14 protein-coding genes are annotated in these 18,200 nt (G+C 61.7%); all 14 read left to right on the top strand.

Features of this window, described 5'->3' with window-relative positions; genetic code table 11:
- The first annotated feature begins 8 nt into the window (after positions 1 to 8).
- The 14 genes from PY793_RS03890 to lpxC all read left to right on the top strand — a co-directional run bounded on the left by PY793_RS03890 (position 9) and on the right by lpxC (position 18,119).
- Complete coding sequence (locus PY793_RS03890; protein ID WP_275176807.1) at positions 9 to 2,063, top strand: peptidoglycan D,D-transpeptidase FtsI family protein; 2,055 nt, start codon at positions 9 to 11, stop codon at positions 2,061 to 2,063.
- On the top strand, positions 2,060 to 3,529 hold the full coding sequence (locus PY793_RS03885; protein ID WP_275176806.1) for a UDP-N-acetylmuramoyl-L-alanyl-D-glutamate--2,6-diaminopimelate ligase: 1,470 nt from the start codon (positions 2,060 to 2,062) through the stop codon (positions 3,527 to 3,529). Before PY793_RS03890 ends, PY793_RS03885 begins: the two co-directional genes overlap by 4 nt.
- Positions 3,526 to 4,965 (top strand): UDP-N-acetylmuramoyl-tripeptide--D-alanyl-D-alanine ligase, encoded by a 1,440-nt coding sequence (locus tag PY793_RS03880; RefSeq protein ID WP_275176805.1) that lies wholly within the window; start codon positions 3,526 to 3,528, stop codon positions 4,963 to 4,965. The genes PY793_RS03885 and PY793_RS03880 overlap by 4 nt, the downstream gene beginning before the upstream one ends.
- Positions 4,966 to 6,060: a phospho-N-acetylmuramoyl-pentapeptide-transferase gene (gene mraY / locus PY793_RS03875; RefSeq protein WP_275176804.1), complete on the top strand. Its 1,095-nt coding sequence runs from the start codon at positions 4,966 to 4,968 to the stop codon at positions 6,058 to 6,060.
- On the top strand, positions 6,057 to 7,472 hold the full coding sequence (murD, locus tag PY793_RS03870; RefSeq protein ID WP_275176803.1) for a UDP-N-acetylmuramoyl-L-alanine--D-glutamate ligase: 1,416 nt from the start codon (positions 6,057 to 6,059) through the stop codon (positions 7,470 to 7,472). The genes mraY and murD overlap by 4 nt, the downstream gene beginning before the upstream one ends.
- A 7-nt stretch (positions 7,473 to 7,479) precedes the next feature.
- The gene (locus PY793_RS03865) at positions 7,480 to 8,643 is read left to right on the top strand and encodes an FtsW/RodA/SpoVE family cell cycle protein (RefSeq protein ID WP_275176802.1); all 1,164 of its coding nucleotides are present in this window, start codon (positions 7,480 to 7,482) and stop codon (positions 8,641 to 8,643) included.
- Positions 8,640 to 9,785, top strand: coding sequence for an undecaprenyldiphospho-muramoylpentapeptide beta-N-acetylglucosaminyltransferase (gene murG, locus PY793_RS03860; RefSeq protein ID WP_275176801.1), 1,146 nt, complete (start codon positions 8,640 to 8,642; stop codon positions 9,783 to 9,785). The genes PY793_RS03865 and murG overlap by 4 nt, the downstream gene beginning before the upstream one ends.
- On the top strand, positions 9,782 to 11,215 hold the full coding sequence (gene murC / locus PY793_RS03855) for a UDP-N-acetylmuramate--L-alanine ligase (RefSeq protein WP_275176800.1): 1,434 nt from the start codon (positions 9,782 to 9,784) through the stop codon (positions 11,213 to 11,215). Before murG ends, murC begins: the two co-directional genes overlap by 4 nt.
- The gene (murB, locus tag PY793_RS03850) at positions 11,212 to 12,162 is read left to right on the top strand and encodes a UDP-N-acetylmuramate dehydrogenase (RefSeq protein ID WP_275176798.1); all 951 of its coding nucleotides are present in this window, start codon (positions 11,212 to 11,214) and stop codon (positions 12,160 to 12,162) included. Before murC ends, murB begins: the two co-directional genes overlap by 4 nt.
- The gene (locus PY793_RS03845; RefSeq protein WP_275176797.1) at positions 12,159 to 13,097 is read left to right on the top strand and encodes a D-alanine--D-alanine ligase; all 939 of its coding nucleotides are present in this window, start codon (positions 12,159 to 12,161) and stop codon (positions 13,095 to 13,097) included. The genes murB and PY793_RS03845 overlap by 4 nt, the downstream gene beginning before the upstream one ends.
- Entirely contained in the window at positions 13,094 to 13,996 is a 903-nt protein-coding gene (locus PY793_RS03840) for a cell division protein FtsQ/DivIB (RefSeq protein ID WP_275176795.1), read from the top strand. The genes PY793_RS03845 and PY793_RS03840 overlap by 4 nt, the downstream gene beginning before the upstream one ends.
- Positions 13,989 to 15,425, top strand: coding sequence for a cell division protein FtsA (gene ftsA, locus PY793_RS03835; RefSeq protein ID WP_275176794.1), 1,437 nt, complete (start codon positions 13,989 to 13,991; stop codon positions 15,423 to 15,425). The genes PY793_RS03840 and ftsA overlap by 8 nt, the downstream gene beginning before the upstream one ends.
- An 82-nt stretch (positions 15,426 to 15,507) precedes the next feature.
- The gene (gene ftsZ / locus PY793_RS03830) at positions 15,508 to 16,989 is read left to right on the top strand and encodes a cell division protein FtsZ (protein ID WP_275176793.1); all 1,482 of its coding nucleotides are present in this window, start codon (positions 15,508 to 15,510) and stop codon (positions 16,987 to 16,989) included.
- Positions 16,990 to 17,138: 149 nt separating this feature from the next.
- Positions 17,139 to 18,119 (top strand): UDP-3-O-acyl-N-acetylglucosamine deacetylase, encoded by a 981-nt coding sequence (gene lpxC / locus PY793_RS03825; RefSeq protein ID WP_275176792.1) that lies wholly within the window; start codon positions 17,139 to 17,141, stop codon positions 18,117 to 18,119.
- Positions 18,120 to 18,200 lie beyond the last annotated feature (81 nt).

The raw sequence follows: 18,200 nt of genomic DNA, 5'->3' as shown, positions 1-18,200 counted from the left end.
GATACAATATGGTCGTCTCCCCACGCCATGATTCCGAAACCACGCGCACAATCGGTGTAACGGGGGATGACCTGCGCGCCCGCGCGCACAGGGAAAAGATGCATGTGCGGCTGCTGTGGGTGTCCGCCGGATTTTGCGCACTGTTTACCTGCGTTGCCATCAAGCTGACAATCGCTACGGTGTTGCACCCCATGGTGCCAGAACAGCGCCAGATTGCGCCGCAGGTGCCCAAAATACCCAAAATAGACCCCAAGGGCAGTCTGGCGGGGGACTATGCCCTGCCGCAGGTCCACCGGGCCTCCATTGTAGACCGCAACGGGCAGACCCTCGCCCTTTCCCTGCCGGTCGCACAGGTTTACGCCAACCCGCAGGAGCTGATCGACCCGGTTGACGTTGCTCACAAGCTCAAATCCGTACTGCGTGACCTGAACGAGCCCGAAACCGCCGAACGTCTGGCACGACACAAGCAGTTTGTGTACATCGCGCGCAATATTACGCCGCAGCAGGAACTGGCCATTAATAATCTGGGCATTCCCGGCATTTATTTTGAACCGGGGGAACAGCGGCACTACCCACTTGGCCACATGGCCGCCCAGATTATGGGGGCTGTGGATATTGACGATAACGGTATTGCCGGTGTGGAGCGCTTTTTTAACAAACGTCTGCTGGTGGACCGCAAGCCGCTGCGACTCTCGCTGGACATTCGCGTGCAGTCCGCCGTGCGTGAGGAGGTAGCCGCCGCCAAGGATACATTCCAGGCCATTGGCGCATGCGGCATTGTCATGGACGTGCGCACGGGCGAAATTATCGCCATGGTCAGCCTGCCCGATTTTGACGCCAACGCATTTTCCCACGCCACAAACGATGAACGGTTCAACCGCGCAGTGACCGGGCTGTACGAACCGGGCTCCACCTTCAAACTGCAAACCACCGCCATGGGGCTGGAAACAGGCACCATTCATATATGGGACAGTTTTTCCTCCATCCCGCTCAAGATCGGACGCTTTACCATCCGGGACATGAAGAACGACCATTTTGCCCCGTGGTTGTCCCTGCCCGAAGTCATGGCCTATTCCTCCAACCCTGCCGCAGCGCATATCGCACTTGATGTAGGGGGCAAGCGGCAGGCGGATTGGCTGCGTAACATGGGCTTTTTTGCCCCTGTGCCAGTAGAACTGCCCGAAGCCGCCCGCCCGCTGGTACCCCGCCAGTGGGGCCTTGCCACAACCATGACCGTAGGGTTCGGGCATGGTGTGGCCGAACCTCCGCTGGCTATTGTACGCGGCACTGCGGCCACGGTTAACGGTGGCATTCTGGTTACCCCCACCCTCCTGGCCCAGGAAGACCCCGACCCACCCGCGCCAGACGCCCTTGCCACCCCCGCAGAGGAGTTCCAGCAGGGTGTGCAAAGTGCTGCCCTGCGGCAGACACTACCCGCCATGCCAGCAGGGACCGGCGCACCCCTGCCCGAAGCCCCGGTGATTCCGCAAGGAGTGCGCGTTCTCTCCGAAAGCAACTCGGCCCTGCTGCGCAGGCTGCTCCGGCTGGACGTCACGCAGGGCACCGGCCGAACGGCTGAGTCTCCCGGGTATTTTGTAGGTGGGAAAACCGGCACGGCAGAAAAAATCGGCCCGCATGGCGGCTACCTCAAGCACGTCAACATTTCCGCCTTTACCAGTATTTTCCCCATGAACGCACCACGCTACGCCGTGTATGTCATGCTGGACAGCCCACAGCCCACACCCCAGACCCACGGCTGGACAACGGCAGGCTGGAATGCGGCCCCCACAGTCTCCCGCGTGATCTCACGCATTGGCCCGATGTTGCAGATTTTCCCCGATGTGGAACACGCCCCCCAGATTGACGCCCAGCTTGCCATTCCCATGCATCCGGCAGTGCCACGGGGCGTCCGCCCGTTAGGCCCGGGGAACGATCCCGGAGACCCACGCAAGCTTGAGGCCGAACACCGCGCCACCCGGCAGGCAGAAAAACTGGCGCGCACGACTGCCGCACATACTCTGGCAATCCGCAAAAAAACAGCAGGGGAAAACATGGACGAATGAGTATACACCTCTCCACCCTGCTGCGCGCCCTCAGCCTGAACGCCGCCACTACCGACCCACATGTTCACGCCATTACGGCCGATAGCAGGCAGGTGGGGCCGGGCGTTGTCTTTGCCGCCCTCCCCGGCACCCGGGCTGATGGCCGCACCTATATTGCCACGGCAGTACAACAGGGGGCGGCAGCCATTCTGGCCCCAACTGGCACATCATGGCCGCAGGATGTGCCTGAACGGCCATTTGTTACCTGTCCCGACCCCCGCCATGTGCTGGCTTTGTGGGCTGCCATGCTGGCTGGCCCGCAACCGGCACATCTGGTTGCGGTCACCGGCACAAACGGCAAAACCAGCACAACCGACTTCCTGCGCCAGATATGGGCATTACAGGGCCACAGGGCGGCAGGCATTGGCACATTAGGGCTAACCGGGGCCGAAGGTACGGGGGTCACATTCCCCTCCCTGACAACGCCGGACCCCGTGGCACTGGCCAACGGGCTGGCCGCGCTGGAGCGTGCTGGCGTGCATTACGCGGCACTGGAAGCATCATCCCACGGGCTGGAGCAGGGGCGGCTGGACGGGCTGCACCTGCAAGCCGCCGGATTTACCAATCTCACCCGTGACCATCTGGACTACCATGGCACCATGGTGGCCTACCGCACGGCCAAGCTGCGGCTGTTTGACACCCTGCTGCCTCAGGGGGGTATTGCCGCCGCCAATGCGGACATGGATGCCACAACCCTTGATGCACTGCATACCATTGCCAAAAACCGCAACCTGCGCCTGCGCCTGACCGGTACCAACGGCACAACCCTGCGCCTGCTGGGCTGCCACGCCGTACCCGCCGGGCAGGAACTGCGCCTAGACTGCAACGGTCTGGTCAAAACCGTCATGCTCCCCCTACCCGGTCGTTTTCAGGTCGATAACGCTTTGCTGGCTCTGGCTCTGGCTGTGCAGGACGATGCCGCCTTACCCGCAGCACTGGACCTGCTGCCCGCTCTGGTCGGGGTACGCGGGCGCATGGAGCGGGCAGCCGTATTACCCAATGGCGCCAGTGCATATGTGGACTATGCCCACACGCCAGATGCACTGGCCCGCCTGCTGTCCTCCCTGCGGCCACATGCGCGCGGGCGGCTGGTGGTGGTATTTGGCGCAGGAGGGGACCGCGATAAGGGCAAACGCCCCCTTATGGCTCAGGCCGCTGCACATGGCGCTGATATTGCCATAATCACAGACGATAACCCCCGCTCGGAAGACCCCGCACAAATCCGTGCAGAGGTCCGCGCAGGTGCGCCCGATGCGCTGGAAATCGGGGATCGCAGGCAGGCCATAACAGAGGCGCTGTCCATGCTTGAAGCAAAGGATGTACTGGTGGTGGCAGGCAAAGGCCATGAGCAGGGGCAGATTATAGGCACAACCGTGCTACCGTTTGATGATGCAGCAGTCATTCGCGCCGTAGTGGGGCAGCCATGACCGCCTTGTGGACACGCACGGAACTGGAACAGGCAACGGGGGGATATTTTCTGCCCTCCGCAGGCTCCTCCACATCCACGGACACAAAACCTGAAGCCTCTGCCATAAACCTGAGCAGTCAGGTCATAACCGGCATTTCCATCGACACGCGCACCCTTGCCCCCGGTGATCTGTTTATTGCCCTCAAGGGGGATACAAGTGATGGTCACGCCCATGTTCAGGCCGCACTGGACAAGGGGGCGGCCTGCGCCATGGTGCATGCCACAAACGGGCCAGCCGACCCGCGCGTGCTGGTGGTGACCGATACAATGCTGGGCCTGCAACAGCTTGCCCAAGCCGCCCGTGCACGGTTTGCCGGCAAGGTGGTGGCTGTTACCGGCAGCGTTGGCAAAACCACCACCAAGGACATGCTGCGCCTGTGCCTGAGCGCCAACGGCCGGACCCATGCGGCCGAAGCCTCCTATAACAACCATTGGGGCGTGCCCCTCACCCTTGCCCGCCTGCCGCGTGATGCAGCCTTCTGCATTAGTGAAATCGGCATGAACCACCCCGGCGAGATCCTGCCCCTTGCCCGCATGGTCCGCCCTGATGTAGCGATCATTACCACCATAGGCTCCGCCCATCTGGGGCATATGGGAAGCCTGGACGCCATTGCTGCGGAAAAAGCCTCCATCATCACCACCCTGCCAGCCCATGGCGTGGCAGTGGTGCCAGACGATGCGCACGGTGCATCTTTTTTTGCTCAGGCCGCGCAACAGGCCCACGCAACCCTGTGGCGCACAGGCACGAACCCAAACAGCACCACGCATATGGGCAATATACGCACCGGGGCCGACGGCACCCGGTTTACCGCCACTATCGCAGGGGTAGAAATAGCGGTGCATGTGCCAGCACCCGGCCTGCATCTGGCCCGCAATGCACTGGCTGCACTAACCGCCTGTGCGGCCCTTGGGGCCGACCTGCCTACAGCAGCCACAGCCCTGCAAGGCTTTGCCCCTGGCAAGGGGCGGGGAGCACTCAGCCACATTGCAGGCGGAGCCATAACCTTGCTGGATGAGAGCTACAACGCCTCCTCCGCTTCCATCCGCGCGGCTCTGGACGTGCTGCACCACCTGCCCGCCAGCCGCCGCATTGCCATTCTGGGCGATATGCGCGAACTGGGAACATTCTCCACGACTGAACACGCAGCCCTTGCTCCAGCGGCTGCCGCCTCGGCCGATCTTGTTTTTTGCTGCGGACCTTACATGAAAACCCTCTTCGACGCCCTGCCCCCCGCCAGACAGGGCGCATGGGCAAATAACGCCGCCACCCTTGCCCCCCTCGCCTGCGCAGCCCTGCGCGGGGGAGATGCAGTGCTGGTCAAAGGCAGTCTGGGCAGTCGCATGCGGGATGTGATTACAGCCCTTGAAACCCTTGGCACCGTGGAGCCCACCTGAATGTTGTATCTACTGGTCTCTCACGCGGTGCATGACGGGCACATCACACTACTCAACCTGCTGCGCTATATTTCCTTCCGGGCGGGCTGCGCCTTCATGACCGCACTGGGGATCAGCCTGCTTCTGGGCAGGCCGCTCATTACCATGCTGCGCCGCATCCAGCGTTACGGGCAACCCATCCGCGCGGTCGGGCCTGAACGGCATCTTATTGAAAAAGCCGGAACCCCCACAATGGGGGGCGTGCTCATTCTGATCGCTCTCACAGTGGCCACGCTGCTCTGGGGTAATCTGGAAAACGGGTTTGTATGGGCCGTGCTGCTGACAACCCTGGGCTTTGGCCTGATCGGTTTTGCCGATGATTACCGCAAACTGGCACGGCGCAACACGGATGGGCTTTCCAAGCGCGCGCGCCTTGGCTCGGAATTTGCCATATCACTGATATGCGGGGGGTGGATGCAGTATCTGATGCCACCTGAACTGGCCAACCATCTGGCGTTCCCCTTTGCCAAGGAACTGCTGCTCCCCCTTGGCCTGCTATACCCCGTATTCGCCATGATCGTGATTACCGGCTTTGGCAATGCGGTCAATTTTACAGACGGGCTGGACGGGCTGGCCATTGGCCCCGTGGTGGTGGCGGCACTGGTGTTTGCCATTCTGTCCTATGTGGTGGGCAACCATGTTTTTGCAGACTACCTACAGGTTCATGCCGTGCCCGGCACGGGAGAACTGGCAGTATTCTGCGCAGCCCTTGTTGGGGCCGGGCTTGGTTTTTTGTGGTTTAACGCGCCCCCTGCCGCCGTGTTCATGGGGGATACGGGCTCACTCTCCCTTGGGGGGGCACTTGGCTCGCTGGCCGTTGCCATCAAGCACGAACTGGTGCTGTGCATTGTAGGTGGCCTGTTTGTGGTGGAAACACTCTCGGTCATTATTCAGGTGTTCTGGTACAAACGCACGGGCCGCCGTGTGTTTCTTATGGCGCCCATCCACCACCACTTTGAAAAAAAGGGCTGGGCTGAACCCAAGATTGTCATCCGGTTCTGGATTGTTTCCATCGTGCTGGGCATGTGTGGTCTGGCCACGCTTAAACTGCGATGAGCACTTTCCCCCCCACTGTGTTTGCCGTGAAACGTTTTGCCGTGCTGGGCCTTGGCCGCAATGGTCTGCCTGCCGTACAGACACTGGCCGCATGTGGCGCGCATGTTCAGGCATGGGATGACGCAAAGACCGGGCGCCACGGCCTGACCGAAGCACTGGCCCTGATGCCCCCCGAACAGGCCGCCCGTGTCACCTGCGCCCCGCTGGATGATCTGGCGGGGTTTGACGGGCTTGTTCTTTCCCCCGGCATTCCGCACCACCTGCCGCGTGTGCACCCGGTCGCCGCACTGGCTATTGCCGCGGGGGTGCCCATTCTGTCCGATGCGGAACTGCTTTACCGTGCAGTCCGCGCCACTGGCGGCAAGGCACGTTTTGCGGGCATTACCGGCACCAACGGCAAATCCACCACCACCACCCTGCTGGCCCATATTCTGGAACAGGCCGGTGTGCCGGTTGCGGCAGGTGGTAACCTTGGCCCCGCAGCACTGGCCCTGCCCCTGCTCCCCGATCATGGCGTATATGTGCTGGAAATGTCGTCCTACATGCTGGAACGGCTGGACACCCTGCACTTTGATGCCGCCTGCCTGCTCAACCTCACCCCCGACCATCTGGACCGCCACGCAGGCATGGCGGGGTATGCACAGGCCAAGCAGCGCGTATTCGCTGGCCAGACGGCGCGCGATATTGCCGTTATCGGCATTGATGATGCTGACTGCACCCGCATTGCCGCGCATCTGGCCCTGTCAGCCACACCATGCATAACCGTATCCGGCACCAGCCCCGCCGCCAGCTATTACGGCCAGAATGGCGCGATCTGGCACAATAACGCAGCACAGGCCGCACTCCCCCCCGCTCTGCCGGGTGCACATAATGCCCAGAATGCAGCCGCCGCACTGGCCATGGCCCGCTTTCTGGGCGTAGCGAATACCGTGGCGGCACAGGCCATTGCCTCCTTTGCTGGTCTGCCACACAGGCAGATGCTGGTTGAAACCTGTAACAACATCACCTTCATAGACGACAGCAAGGCCACCAACGCCGATGCCACCTCCCGCGCATTGGGGTGCTACGACCGGCTGGTATGGATTGCCGGTGGCATGGCCAAGGAAGGCGGAATAGAAAGCCTGAACCCTTATTTTGGCCGTATCGAGCATGCCTTCCTGATCGGGCGGGATGCCGTGGAACTGGCAGCAACCCTTACGCGCCACAACGTGCCCCACACCGTGGTGGACACACTGGAAAAAGCGGTCCCTCAGGCCTACAGTCTTGCACAACAGACCCATACGCCGGTTATCCTGCTCTCACCTGCCTGTGCGAGCTTTGACCAGTATGCCGGGTTTGAGGCGCGCGGGCAGCATTTTCAGGCTTTGGCCCACGCTGTACGCAGGCAGCAGATGAGCACAACGGGGCAGTAGGACAAGCATGGCCGGTTATTCCCGCATTGATGATTCGTCTTTTGGCCGCTGGTGGCGGAATGTGGACCGGACAACGCTGGTCTGCACCTTCATTCTCATCGGCTTTGGCTACATTCTCATGCTTGCGGCCAGTCCGGCGGTTGCGGTGCGCATTGGCGCCTCACGCAACATGTTCATTTTCAAGCAGGTCATGTTCCTCAGCGTGGCGGGGGTTATCGTTACCGGGGTTTCCATGCTCTCGCGCCGTACGGTGCTGCGGCTCTCTGTGCTCGGGGGGATACTCATGCTGGGCGCGACCATGCTGACGCTGGTCCACGGGATCGAGATCAAGGGGGCAAGACGCTGGATTGCGCTGCCGCTCATGTCCCTCCAGCCATCGGAATTTCTCAAGCCCTGCTTTGCCGTGGTGACGGGCTGGCTGCTGACCGAGCGCCGTATTTCGCGCTATTTTCCGGGGATGCTCATCGCGTTCGGGCTGTATGGGCTTATCCTGCTGCTGCTCAAGTCCCAGCCCGACATTGGCATGCTTACGGTTATTAGCGCCGTTTTTCTGGTCCAACTGTTTGTGGACGGGCTGAACCTGATTTTTGTCGGCTTTGGTTTTGCCTGCATGATTGCCGCAGGCATTGCCGCGTTTTTTATTTTCCCGCATGTGCGCTCCCGCGTAGAGCGGTTCCTGCACCCCAATGTGGGCGACCATTACCAGATTGATACAGCCCTGCGCGCCTTTGGCAACGGCGGGCTTATGGGCCGTGGGCCGGGCGAAGGCCGGGTAAAGGACCTGCTGCCCGACGCCCATGCGGACTTTGTGTTTGCCGTGGCGGGGGAGGAATACGGGCTGGTAATCTGCCTGCTGATCATTTGTGTTTTTGCCGCCATTGTGGTGCGGACCCTGCTGCGCCTGATCCGCGAGGATGACCCGTTTGTGGTTATCGCCACCACCGGACTACTGACGGGTTTTGGCCTTCAGGCGTTTGTAAACATGGCTTCCACCTTGCATCTTATCCCCACCAAGGGCATGACGCTGCCATTCATTTCCTATGGGGGGTCTTCGGCCATGTCTGTTGCTCTGGCTATTGGCATGGTGCTGGCCCTGACCCGACAGCAACCGGGGGGCCTGCGCCCCGGTAATGGCTTTATCTCCACTCTCAGACAATGGCGCTCAGCATGAAGCCACAAACTCTTGTGATCGCGGCCGGGGGCACTGGCGGTCATTTTTTCCCCGCCGAAGCACTGGCCGAGGCACTGGTTGCCCGTGGCCACCACATTGTGCTGATGACCGATGCACGCGCAGGCAAACGCACCAGCGGCGTATTTGCCAATGCACCGCAGTTTGTGCTGCGTGGCGCGGGTGTGGCCGGGCGTGGCCCCATACGTGCCCTGCGCGCGGGGGTTACGCTGCTGGCCAGCGCATGGAAGGCGCGGGGCATCCTGCACACTCTTCAGCCTGATGCAGTCATTGGTTTTGGCGGCTACCCCTCCATCCCGCCCCTGCTGGGGGCGCGGCTTCTGGGGCGCAGGCACCCTGCCCTGATCATTCATGAAGGGAATGCCGTTCTGGGCAAGGCCAATGCCGTGCTCTCCCGCTTTGCCGATGTGATTGCCACCTCCTTCCCCACCGTGGCCAAACTGCCCATGGGGGCCAGAACCGTACTGACCGGCATGCCCGTACGCCCCGGCATTGCCGCACTGGCGGGGGAAGCATGGCCCACCCCGCGCGAGACGATCAATCTGCTGGTCTGGGGTGGCTCTTTGGGAGCGCGCATTTTTTCACAGGTGGTGCCCGCAGCCATTGCCCGCCTGCCCGCAGCCCTGCGTGCACGTCTCCACATTACCCAGCAGGCCCGCGCGGATGACGTGGACAGCGTGCGTAAAGCCTATGCCGATATTGGCGTACAGGCCCGCGTGGAAGCGTTTTTGAACGATGTACCCGACATTTTGCGCACAGCCCATCTGGTCATCGGACGGGCGGGCGGTTCCTCGGTGGCGGAAATTACCACCGCGGGTCGCCCGGCGCTGATGGTCCCCCTGCCTATTGCCGCCTCCGATGAGCAGACCGAAAACGCCCGCGCCATAACGGACGCAGGCGCAGGCTGGATGATCCGCCAGCCAGACTTTACCGCACAAACACTTGCAGCACGCCTGCAAGACCTTTTCACCGCTCCGGACGATCTGGCCCATGCCGCCGCTGCCGCCGCTACACTGGCCCGCCCGGACGCTGCCCTCCGTCTGGCTGATATAGTAGAAGAATGCCTCCAACTTTCTCCTTCACCCGCCCATCCGCCCTCACACGAGACGGAGACACGCACATGAGAGCCCTGCCCCTTTCCATCGGAACCATCCATTTTGTCGGCATTGGCGGCATTGGCATGTCCGGCATTGCAGAGGTTCTGTGCCTGCTGGGTTACTCCGTACAGGGCTCGGACATAGCAGAAAACGCCAATGTCAAACGCCTGCGGGCTGCGGGTATTCCGATCACTATCGGGCATGACGCCGCCAATCTGGGCAATGCGCAGGTTGTGGTCATCTCCACCGCGGTCAAGCGTGACAACCCCGAGGTCGTCGCGGCCCGCGCCAAGCTGATCCCTGTTGTCCGCCGGGCGGAAATGCTGGCCGAACTCATGCGCCTGCGCTGGTCCGTAGCCATTGGCGGCACACATGGCAAAACCACCACCACCAGCCTTGTCGCTGCCGTGCTGGAAGCCGCCAGACTGGACCCCACCGTAATCAACGGCGGCATTATCGAGGCTTATGGCACCAACACCCGTATGGGCAAGGGCGACTGGATGGTGGTGGAAGCCGATGAGAGCGATGGCTCGTTCCTGCGCCTGCCCTCCGTTATTTCGGTCGTGACCAACATGGACCCCGAACATCTGGACCACTGGGGTTCAGCCGAGGCCATGGAAGCCGCATACGACCAGTTTGTTTCCAACGTGCCGTTCTATGGTTTTGCAGTGCTTTGCATAGACCACCCCGCCGTACAGCAGATGATCCCGCGCCTGTCTGACCACCGGATTGTCACCTATGGCTTCTCGCCACAGGCGGATGTGCGGGCCGAAAAGGTGATTACCGACAAGCTGGGAGCCACGTTTGAAGTAACGCTGACAGACCGCGTTACCCGCCGCACCCGCAAGGCCGGGCCTTTCCGCCTGCCCATGCTGGGTGCCCACAATGTGCAGAACTCCCTTGCCGCCATTGCTGTTGCCACCGAGATGGACATCAGTGACGATGTTATCCGCTCCGGACTGGCCAGCTTCCGTGGGGTCAAGCGCCGCTTTACCCGCACGGGGGAAGCTGGCGGTATTACCGTGATTGATGATTACGGACACCACCCGGTGGAGATTGCCGCCGTTCTCAAGGCCGCCCGTCAGGCCGGGGCCAGCCGGGTTATTGCGGTCATGCAGCCGCACCGCTATTCCCGCCTGAAAACCCTGTTTGCGGATTTCTGCACCTGCATGAACGATGCGGACACGGTTATTGTCTCCGACGTATACGCCGCAGGCGAAGACCCCCTGCCCGAGGCCAGCCGCGACAGGCTAATAGAAGGACTGCGCGAACGCGGGCACCGCTCCGTTGTCCCGCTTTCCAGCCCTGAACATCTGGCGGAAATGATCAACGCCATTGCCAGACCGGGGGATTATGTTGTGTGTCTGGGTGCGGGCACCATCACCAACTGGGCGCAGGCCCTGCCCGCCCAGCTTGCCGCTTTGCAAGCTGAACAGAAAGGTGGAAGTGCGGCATGAACGGCACGCCTGCAACCACGCTGGAAGATATGGTCCGCCACGCCTTTACCGGCACGCGTGGACGCGTAACCGCACAGGCCCCATTGGGGGCGCGGACGTGGTTCCGCGTGGGTGGTCCGGCGGAATGGCTGTTCCAGCCCAGGGATGCGGATGATCTGGCAGGCATGCTCCAGCGCCTTTCCCCCGAACTGCCCGTTATTGCCCTTGGAGCCTGCTCCAATGTGATCATCCGCGATGGCGGGCTGGACGGTATTGTAGTGCGCATGGCCCGTGGTTTTGCCGATATTGCAGCGGAAGCGGACGGGCTTGTGGTAGGGAGCGCATGCCTGGATGCAACAGTGGCCGAACACGCCGCACAGGCCGGGCTTGCGGGGCTGGAGTTTCTGGCAGGTATTCCCGGCTCCATTGGTGGTGCCGTGCGTATGAACGCCGGAGCCTATGGAGCGGACATTGCCAGCGTGCTGGACTGGGCGGAAATCGTGACCCGTGATGGCAATATGGTCCATCTTGGCAACGCCGCCCTGCGCTTTGGCTACCGCCGCTCCGGCCTGCCCGAAGGGGCCATGGTCGTCCGTGCGCGCCTGCGGGGCACACCCGCCAACCCGGCGGACATAGCCGCGCGCATTGCCGATATCCGCACCGCGCGAGAGCAGTCCCAGCCTGTGCGCGCACGCACGGGTGGCTCCACCTTCCGCAACCCCGAACCCGAGGTGTCCGCCCGCAAGGCGTGGGAGCTGATTGATCAGGCGGGCTGCCGTGGCCTACGTCTGGGTGATGCTCAGGTCAGCGAAAAGCACTGCAACTTCCTGATCAACCTCGGCCATGCCACCGCCCATGACCTCGAAGCACTGGGGGATACGGTGCGCCAGCGCGTTGCCCAGCATTCGGGCGTGCAACTGCACTGGGAAATCAAACGTCTTGGCCGCACACAGGGAGCCCGCGCATGAGCACCTCCAAACGGATTACCGTACTCATGGGCGGCATATCCTCCGAACGGACGGTCAGCCTGTCTTCCGGGCAGGGTGTGGCCGAGGCGCTGCGCAGTCTGGGCCATACGGTCAGCACGCTTGATGCAGGGGCTGATCTGGGCGCACTGGTTGCCGGGCTGGGCGCGCAGAAGCCCGATGTCGTATTTAACGCACTCCATGGCCGCTTTGGCGAGGATGGCTGCATTCAGGGCATTCTGGACTGGATGGGTCTGGCCTATACACATTCTGGCGTGCGGGCTTCCGCCACTGCCATGAACAAGGCCGCAGCCCGCGCCGCTTTTGTTTCTGCGGGCCTGCCCGTGGCCGAAGGCCGGGTGATTGACATTACCGAACTTGCCCTGGGCGACCCCCTGCCAGCCCCCTACGTGGTTAAACCCGTTAGCGAGGGCTCGTCCGTTGGTGTATCCATCGTGCGGCCTGGCGCCAATGTGCGCGAATGCATTGTACGGGACTGGACGTTTGGCCCGCAGGCGCTGGTAGAGGAATTTATCCCCGGGCGCGAAATTACCGTGGGCGTCATGGGTGAACGCGCCCTGACCGTGACAGACATTACCCCCACAGGTAATGGGCACGATTTTTACGATTACGACGCCAAATACAACACCGGCGGCTCGCGGCATGAACTGCCCGCCCGCATTGCCCCCGATGTGGCGCAACATGCGCTGGACGTGGCCGTGGCGGCCCACAAAACGCTGGGATGCGCCGGAGCATCGCGCTCGGATTTCCGGCTGGATGACACAGACCCGGCCAACCCGCGCCTGATCCTGCTGGAAGTCAACACCCAGCCGGGCATGACCGCAACATCGCTCCTGCCCGAACAGGCTGCCTATTGCGGCATAAGCTACCCCGCATTGTGCCACTGGCTTGTCGAACAGGCCACCTGCCGCCAATGAAGCGCCCCGCCAGCCGCCCCTCCCGCACGGGATTATTCCTCAAGCGCCAGAAACGTCTGCTGCGGTCCGTTATCGGGATTATGCTGCTGGCCGGGGCCGGGGCAACGGTTTATCTGGCGGTACCTCTTCCGACCCTGGAAAAGCAGATTGCCCCCCTGCGGGACAAAATACTGGGCACCTCCACCCTGCGCGTGACCAGCATCCGGATTGAAGGGGCCAGCCTGACGAGTGATGCAGCCATTCACACGGCCCTGAACATTGCCGTGGGCGACCCTGTTCTCAACTTCAACGTCACCCGCGCGCGTGAGAACCTGACAGCCCTGCCGTTTATTGACCATGTCAGCGTTGAGCGTCACCTGTCTGGCGAGATTGACGTACATATTACCGAGCGCCCCCCCTATGCGGTGTGGCAGCATCAGGGCCATTTTATTCTGATCGACCGACAGGGGCAGCGGGTGCCCGATCAGGGTGCAAACGACAAAGACGCCACCGCCTTTGCCAAACTGCCGTTAGTTGTAGGCGACGGCGCGAACGAAAACGCTGCCGCCCTGATAGACGTGCTGGCACAGGAACCGGACGTAAAATCCCACGTAACAGCCGCTGTACGTGTGAGCGACCGCCGCTGGAACCTGAGCCTGAAAGATGGTGCCACCGTGCTCCTGCCCGAAGGGGAGGAAGCCCCGGCCATTCACCGGCTGGCCAGAATCAACGCCACAACACAGCTGCTTAACCGCCCCGTCGAACTGATCGACATGCGCCTGCCCGACCGGCTGACCATAAGGGAACGCCCGCCCGAACCACCCCCCACCCCTCCTGCGCAGGCGGGGGATGGTGCAAAAGGCAGCCCGCACACTCCCCACCATACCCAGCCCCCCACGGAGGAAAGCCGAGATGAATGACACCGCACACTCCCCTGCTTCCTCCGTACTGAGTCTGGCGGACCGGCTGCACAAAAAACGGACCCATACCTCAGCCAGCCCCACGCTACGCATGAGCGGGGGAGAGACGTCCCTCCCGCTCCCGCCCAGTGAGCGCAACAAACGCCCGCACACATGGCGCAACGGCTACAGTGCCGTGCTGGATATTGGCTCGACCAAAATTACCTGCCTGATCGGCAAGGGAGAACCCAACGGCATGCTGCGCGTAGCAGGCTTTGGCTGGCGTCGCTCCGCTGGTGTGCGCAATGGCGCCATTACCGAACTGCAGGAGGCCGAAGCCGCCATACGCGCAACCGTGGCGCAGGCCGAAAACATGGCCGAGCGCACCATAGACAAGGTGGTGGTCAACCTGTCCTGCGGGCATCCGGCCAGCCGCCTGTTCAATGTGCGCTGGCCCATTGGCGGGCGGGTGGTGACCGAGGCGGATATCCGCCGTGTGGTTACGGAGGGACGCGTACAGGCCACCGTGCAGGGGCGCGAGGTCATTCATACCCTGCCCATAGATTTTACGGTGGATGATACAGAAGGCGTGTCCGACCCACGAGGGCATCTGTGCGAAACGCTTAAGGCCCGCCTGCATATTATTGATGCCGCCACCACCGCCCTGCTGAACCTTGAAACCGTGCTGAGCCGTGCCGAACTGCGCATGGAAGCTCTTGTATCCTCCCCTCTGGCTTCCGGCCTGTCCGTGCTGGACAGGGATGAGCGTGACCTTGGCACAACAGTTGTGGACATGGGCGGGGGCACCACATCGTTCGCGGTGTTTGGTGAAGGCCAGATCCTGCACACCGCCCAGATCGGGGTTGGTGGGCTGCATGTCACGCGTGACATAGCCCGCGGACTTGGTACATCGCTCGACAATGCCGAGCGCCTGAAAACCGTTTATGGCAGCGCCGACCTGTCCTCCGATGTGGAGGACGAAATCCTGACCGTGGAACTGCTGGGCAATGACGTACCCCATTTTGAGCAGATATCCCGCGCCCAGCTTGGCCGCATCATCCGCCCCCGCATGGAGGAAACGCTGGAACTGGTGCGCGAAAAACTGGATGGCGCAGGCCTTGGCATGGCCGCCAGTGGTCGCATCGTACTGACCGGGGGTGGTTCCCTGCTGGATGGAATCCGCCCGCTGGCCGAGCGTATTCTGGGGGTTCCGGTTAGTGTAGGCCGCCATTCGGGGCCCGGTTTTACCCGCTCGGTCCGTCTGGGCAGGCCCAAGAACATTGCCGGTCTGCCAGAAGATACGGCAGCCGCGGCAGGCTTTGCCACGGCAGCGGGCCTGCTGTTCTGGGCAGCCAGTGCGGAGCGTCCGTTCAGTGATGTCGAATTCCGCGAAGCCGCACCAACTGGTTTTTTACAAAAACTGGTTGCTTTTATTCGTGAGAGGGTTTGATTTGCCCCTCGAAAAGTTGGTAAACTATTCGCAATCTTATCTGCAACGCCCCTGTTAACCCGCAGTCGTCTGGGAGAGACACATGACACTCAACCTAACCGTTCCACCCCAGACTCATGCTGATTTTTCGCCCAGAATCACCGTTATAGGTGTTGGCGGTGGCGGAACGAACGCGGTTGACAACATGATCGCCTCCAATCTTCAGGGCGTGGAGTTTGTCGTGGCCAACACCGATGCGCAAAGTCTGGCCAAAAGCCTGGCCGACAGCCGCATCCAGCTTGGCCCGCATCTGACCCATGGCCTTGGCGCTGGTGCCAAACCCGAAGTAGGCCGCGCCGCAGCAGAAGAAGCCTCGGACGAAATTGCCCGCTATCTGGACGGCGCACATATGGTGTTCATCACCACCGGCATGGGTGGGGGCACGGGTACGGGGGCAGCTCCGGTTATTGCCCGCATGGCGCGTGAGCGGAACATTCTGACCATTGGCGTGGTCAGCAAACCCTTCGCCTACGAAGGCAAGCGCCGCGCACGCGTGGCGGATGAAGGTATTCAGGAACTTCAGCAGTATGTTGATACGCTGATTGTCATCCCCAACCAGAATCTCTTCCGTATTGCCAACGAACGCACCACCCTGCGTGAAGCCTACAAGCTGGCTGACGAAGTTTTGAACATGGGTGTGCGCGGCGTTACCGACCTGATGATGGAACGTGGTTACGTCAACCTCGACTTTGCCGATATCCGCAGCGTCATGGCGGAAATGGGCAAGGCCATGATGGGCACGGGCGAAGCTGAAGGTGAAAACCGCGCAGTGGAAGCAGCCGAAGCCGCCATTTCCAACCCGCTGCTGGAAGACACCTGCATGGCCACCGCCAAAGGCCTGCTGGTCAATGTAACCGGTGGTGAAGACATGACCTTCTTTGAAGCGGAAGAAGCCTTCAACCGCATCTGCCGCGAAGTGCCTGAAGACGCCAACATGATCTTCGGCACGGTCATTGAAGAAAAAATGAGTGGCCGCATCCGTGTATCCGTTGTCGCAACCGGCATTGATGTCCCCGCAAACGGCGTGGAACGCCCGCATCTGATGGCAGTGGAAGCCGAATCCCAGCCAGAACAGACCTACGCAGCTCCCGCAGCACAGCCCACCGCCCCACCGCCCGCACAGCCGCAGGCGCCTGTGGCCGAACAGAACATTCCCGTGCAGCAGGCCTATGCACCTCAACCCGGCCATGCGGCCCCCCCGGCGCACACGGTTCCCGGTCAGGTTGCGGCAGCGGCGGCGCAACCCCGCCCGCCAGCACCGGCACCAGCCCCCGCACCAGCGGCATCCAAACATGCCAATCTGTTCAGCGAGCCGCCACGCCCTTCGGCCTATCCTGTACAGGACCCCAATGCACGCAGCCTGTTTGGCCGTGTAACCGGCGCATTCCGCCGTGCAACCACGCCCGAAACACGGGAGGAGCCTGTAGCGCAGTCTCACCCCACCATCAGCCAGGCCGAGCAGGGTGCTCCACGCCATGGTGAAGGCGATAACGGGCTGGAAATCCCAACTTTTCTGCGCCGCTAATTTTTGCGGGTCATCCTCTGCCCGGCCCATACGCGCCACATGGCGGGGGATGAAACAGATGGCAATAATCATTGACTCGCATCTGCCCCAAACAGGCCCTAGCGTTGGTGTAACGTAACTTTCCACACTAACACGGGGCGATCAGGATCATGGATAATCTGCCTGGGGAGTTTACCCCATGTTCCAAATCTGTGGAGGTTTTCCCCACCACCATGCGACAGATACGCCAGAAAACCGCACCAGCCCAGCACACGCTGCACCACGCCATTTCTGCCGTGGGTATTGGCCTGCATACGGGCCGCTCCATTAACATGACCCTTGCTCCTGCTCCCGCAGGGCACGGCATCATGTTCCAGCGGACCGATCTGCCACAGGCAGCCCCCCTGCCCGCACGCTATGACTATGTGGTGGAAACGCATCTGAGCACCGTGCTGGGAGAAAAAGCACGCCCCGAAAACCGGGTCGCGACCGTTGAGCATCTGATGTCCGCCTTTTGCGGATGCGCCATAGACAACGCACTCGTTCTGGTTGATGGACCGGAAACCCCGGTGTTTGACGGCTCTGCCACCGATTTTGTCTTCCTGCTCGACTGTGCCGGACGCAAAACGCAGGACCTGCCACGCAAGGTCGTACAGGTGCTCCAGCCCGTTCGGGTCGAACACCAGAATGCCTGGGTGGAACTGCTCCCCCACAGCAGCCCAAACCCGCATCTGTCCATGAGCATTGATTTTCCTGCCCGCGCCATTGGCGCACAAAGCTATGCTCTGGACCTGACCCCCTCCTCCTTCCGCAACGAACTGGCGCGCAACCGCACTTTTGCCATGCGGCAGGAAATTGAAGCTCTGCATCAGGCCGGGCTGGCACTGGGCGGCTCTTTGGACAATGCCATTGTTGTGGATAATGACGTTGTGCTCAATCCGGCGGGCCTGCGCTGCCCGGACGAGTTCATTCGCCACAAGGTCATGGATGCGGTGGGCGACCTGTATCTGGCTGGCTGTGTGCTCAACGCCAGCTTCCGGGGCAACCGCTCCGGCCATACGCTGAACAACATGCTGCTCAAAACCCTGTTTGCCCAGAGCACTGCATGGCAGGACACCACGGACCTGCGCTCCACATCTGCTGCGGCCTGACCAGCTTTTTGCACGGCGCTTTCAATAATCGGCGTTTCTTTGCTTTTCTTGACCCGCTGACATGCTATAAGATTTTGTCTC

The sequence above is a fragment of the Acetobacter fabarum genome (genome assembly GCF_029069195.1).
GTDB lineage: Bacteria > Pseudomonadota > Alphaproteobacteria > Acetobacterales > Acetobacteraceae > Acetobacter > Acetobacter fabarum_A.
Note: the sequence above shows the minus strand (reverse complement) of the source record. Positions and strands in the feature narration are given on the sequence as shown.

Excerpts from the sequence above, each read along its gene's own strand:
- mraY (WP_275176804.1), top strand. The coding sequence starts at position 4,966 with ATGTTGTATCTACTGGTCTCTCACGCGGTGCATGACGGGCACATCACA.
- lpxC (WP_275176792.1), top strand. The coding sequence starts at position 17,139 with ATGGATAATCTGCCTGGGGAGTTTACCCCATGTTCCAAATCTGTGGAG.
- PY793_RS03885 (WP_275176806.1), top strand. The coding sequence starts at position 2,060 with ATGAGTATACACCTCTCCACCCTGCTGCGCGCCCTCAGCCTGAACGCC.
- PY793_RS03865 (WP_275176802.1), top strand. The coding sequence starts at position 7,480 with ATGGCCGGTTATTCCCGCATTGATGATTCGTCTTTTGGCCGCTGGTGG.
- murB (WP_275176798.1), top strand. The coding sequence starts at position 11,212 with ATGAACGGCACGCCTGCAACCACGCTGGAAGATATGGTCCGCCACGCC.
- murG (WP_275176801.1), top strand. The coding sequence starts at position 8,640 with ATGAAGCCACAAACTCTTGTGATCGCGGCCGGGGGCACTGGCGGTCAT.
- PY793_RS03845 (WP_275176797.1), top strand. The coding sequence starts at position 12,159 with ATGAGCACCTCCAAACGGATTACCGTACTCATGGGCGGCATATCCTCC.
- ftsZ (WP_275176793.1), top strand. The coding sequence starts at position 15,508 with ATGACACTCAACCTAACCGTTCCACCCCAGACTCATGCTGATTTTTCG.
- PY793_RS03890 (WP_275176807.1), top strand. The coding sequence starts at position 9 with ATGGTCGTCTCCCCACGCCATGATTCCGAAACCACGCGCACAATCGGT.
- PY793_RS03840 (WP_275176795.1), top strand. The coding sequence starts at position 13,094 with ATGAAGCGCCCCGCCAGCCGCCCCTCCCGCACGGGATTATTCCTCAAG.
- murC (WP_275176800.1), top strand. The coding sequence starts at position 9,782 with ATGAGAGCCCTGCCCCTTTCCATCGGAACCATCCATTTTGTCGGCATT.
- PY793_RS03880 (WP_275176805.1), top strand. The coding sequence starts at position 3,526 with ATGACCGCCTTGTGGACACGCACGGAACTGGAACAGGCAACGGGGGGA.
- murD (WP_275176803.1), top strand. The coding sequence starts at position 6,057 with ATGAGCACTTTCCCCCCCACTGTGTTTGCCGTGAAACGTTTTGCCGTG.
- ftsA (WP_275176794.1), top strand. The coding sequence starts at position 13,989 with ATGAATGACACCGCACACTCCCCTGCTTCCTCCGTACTGAGTCTGGCG.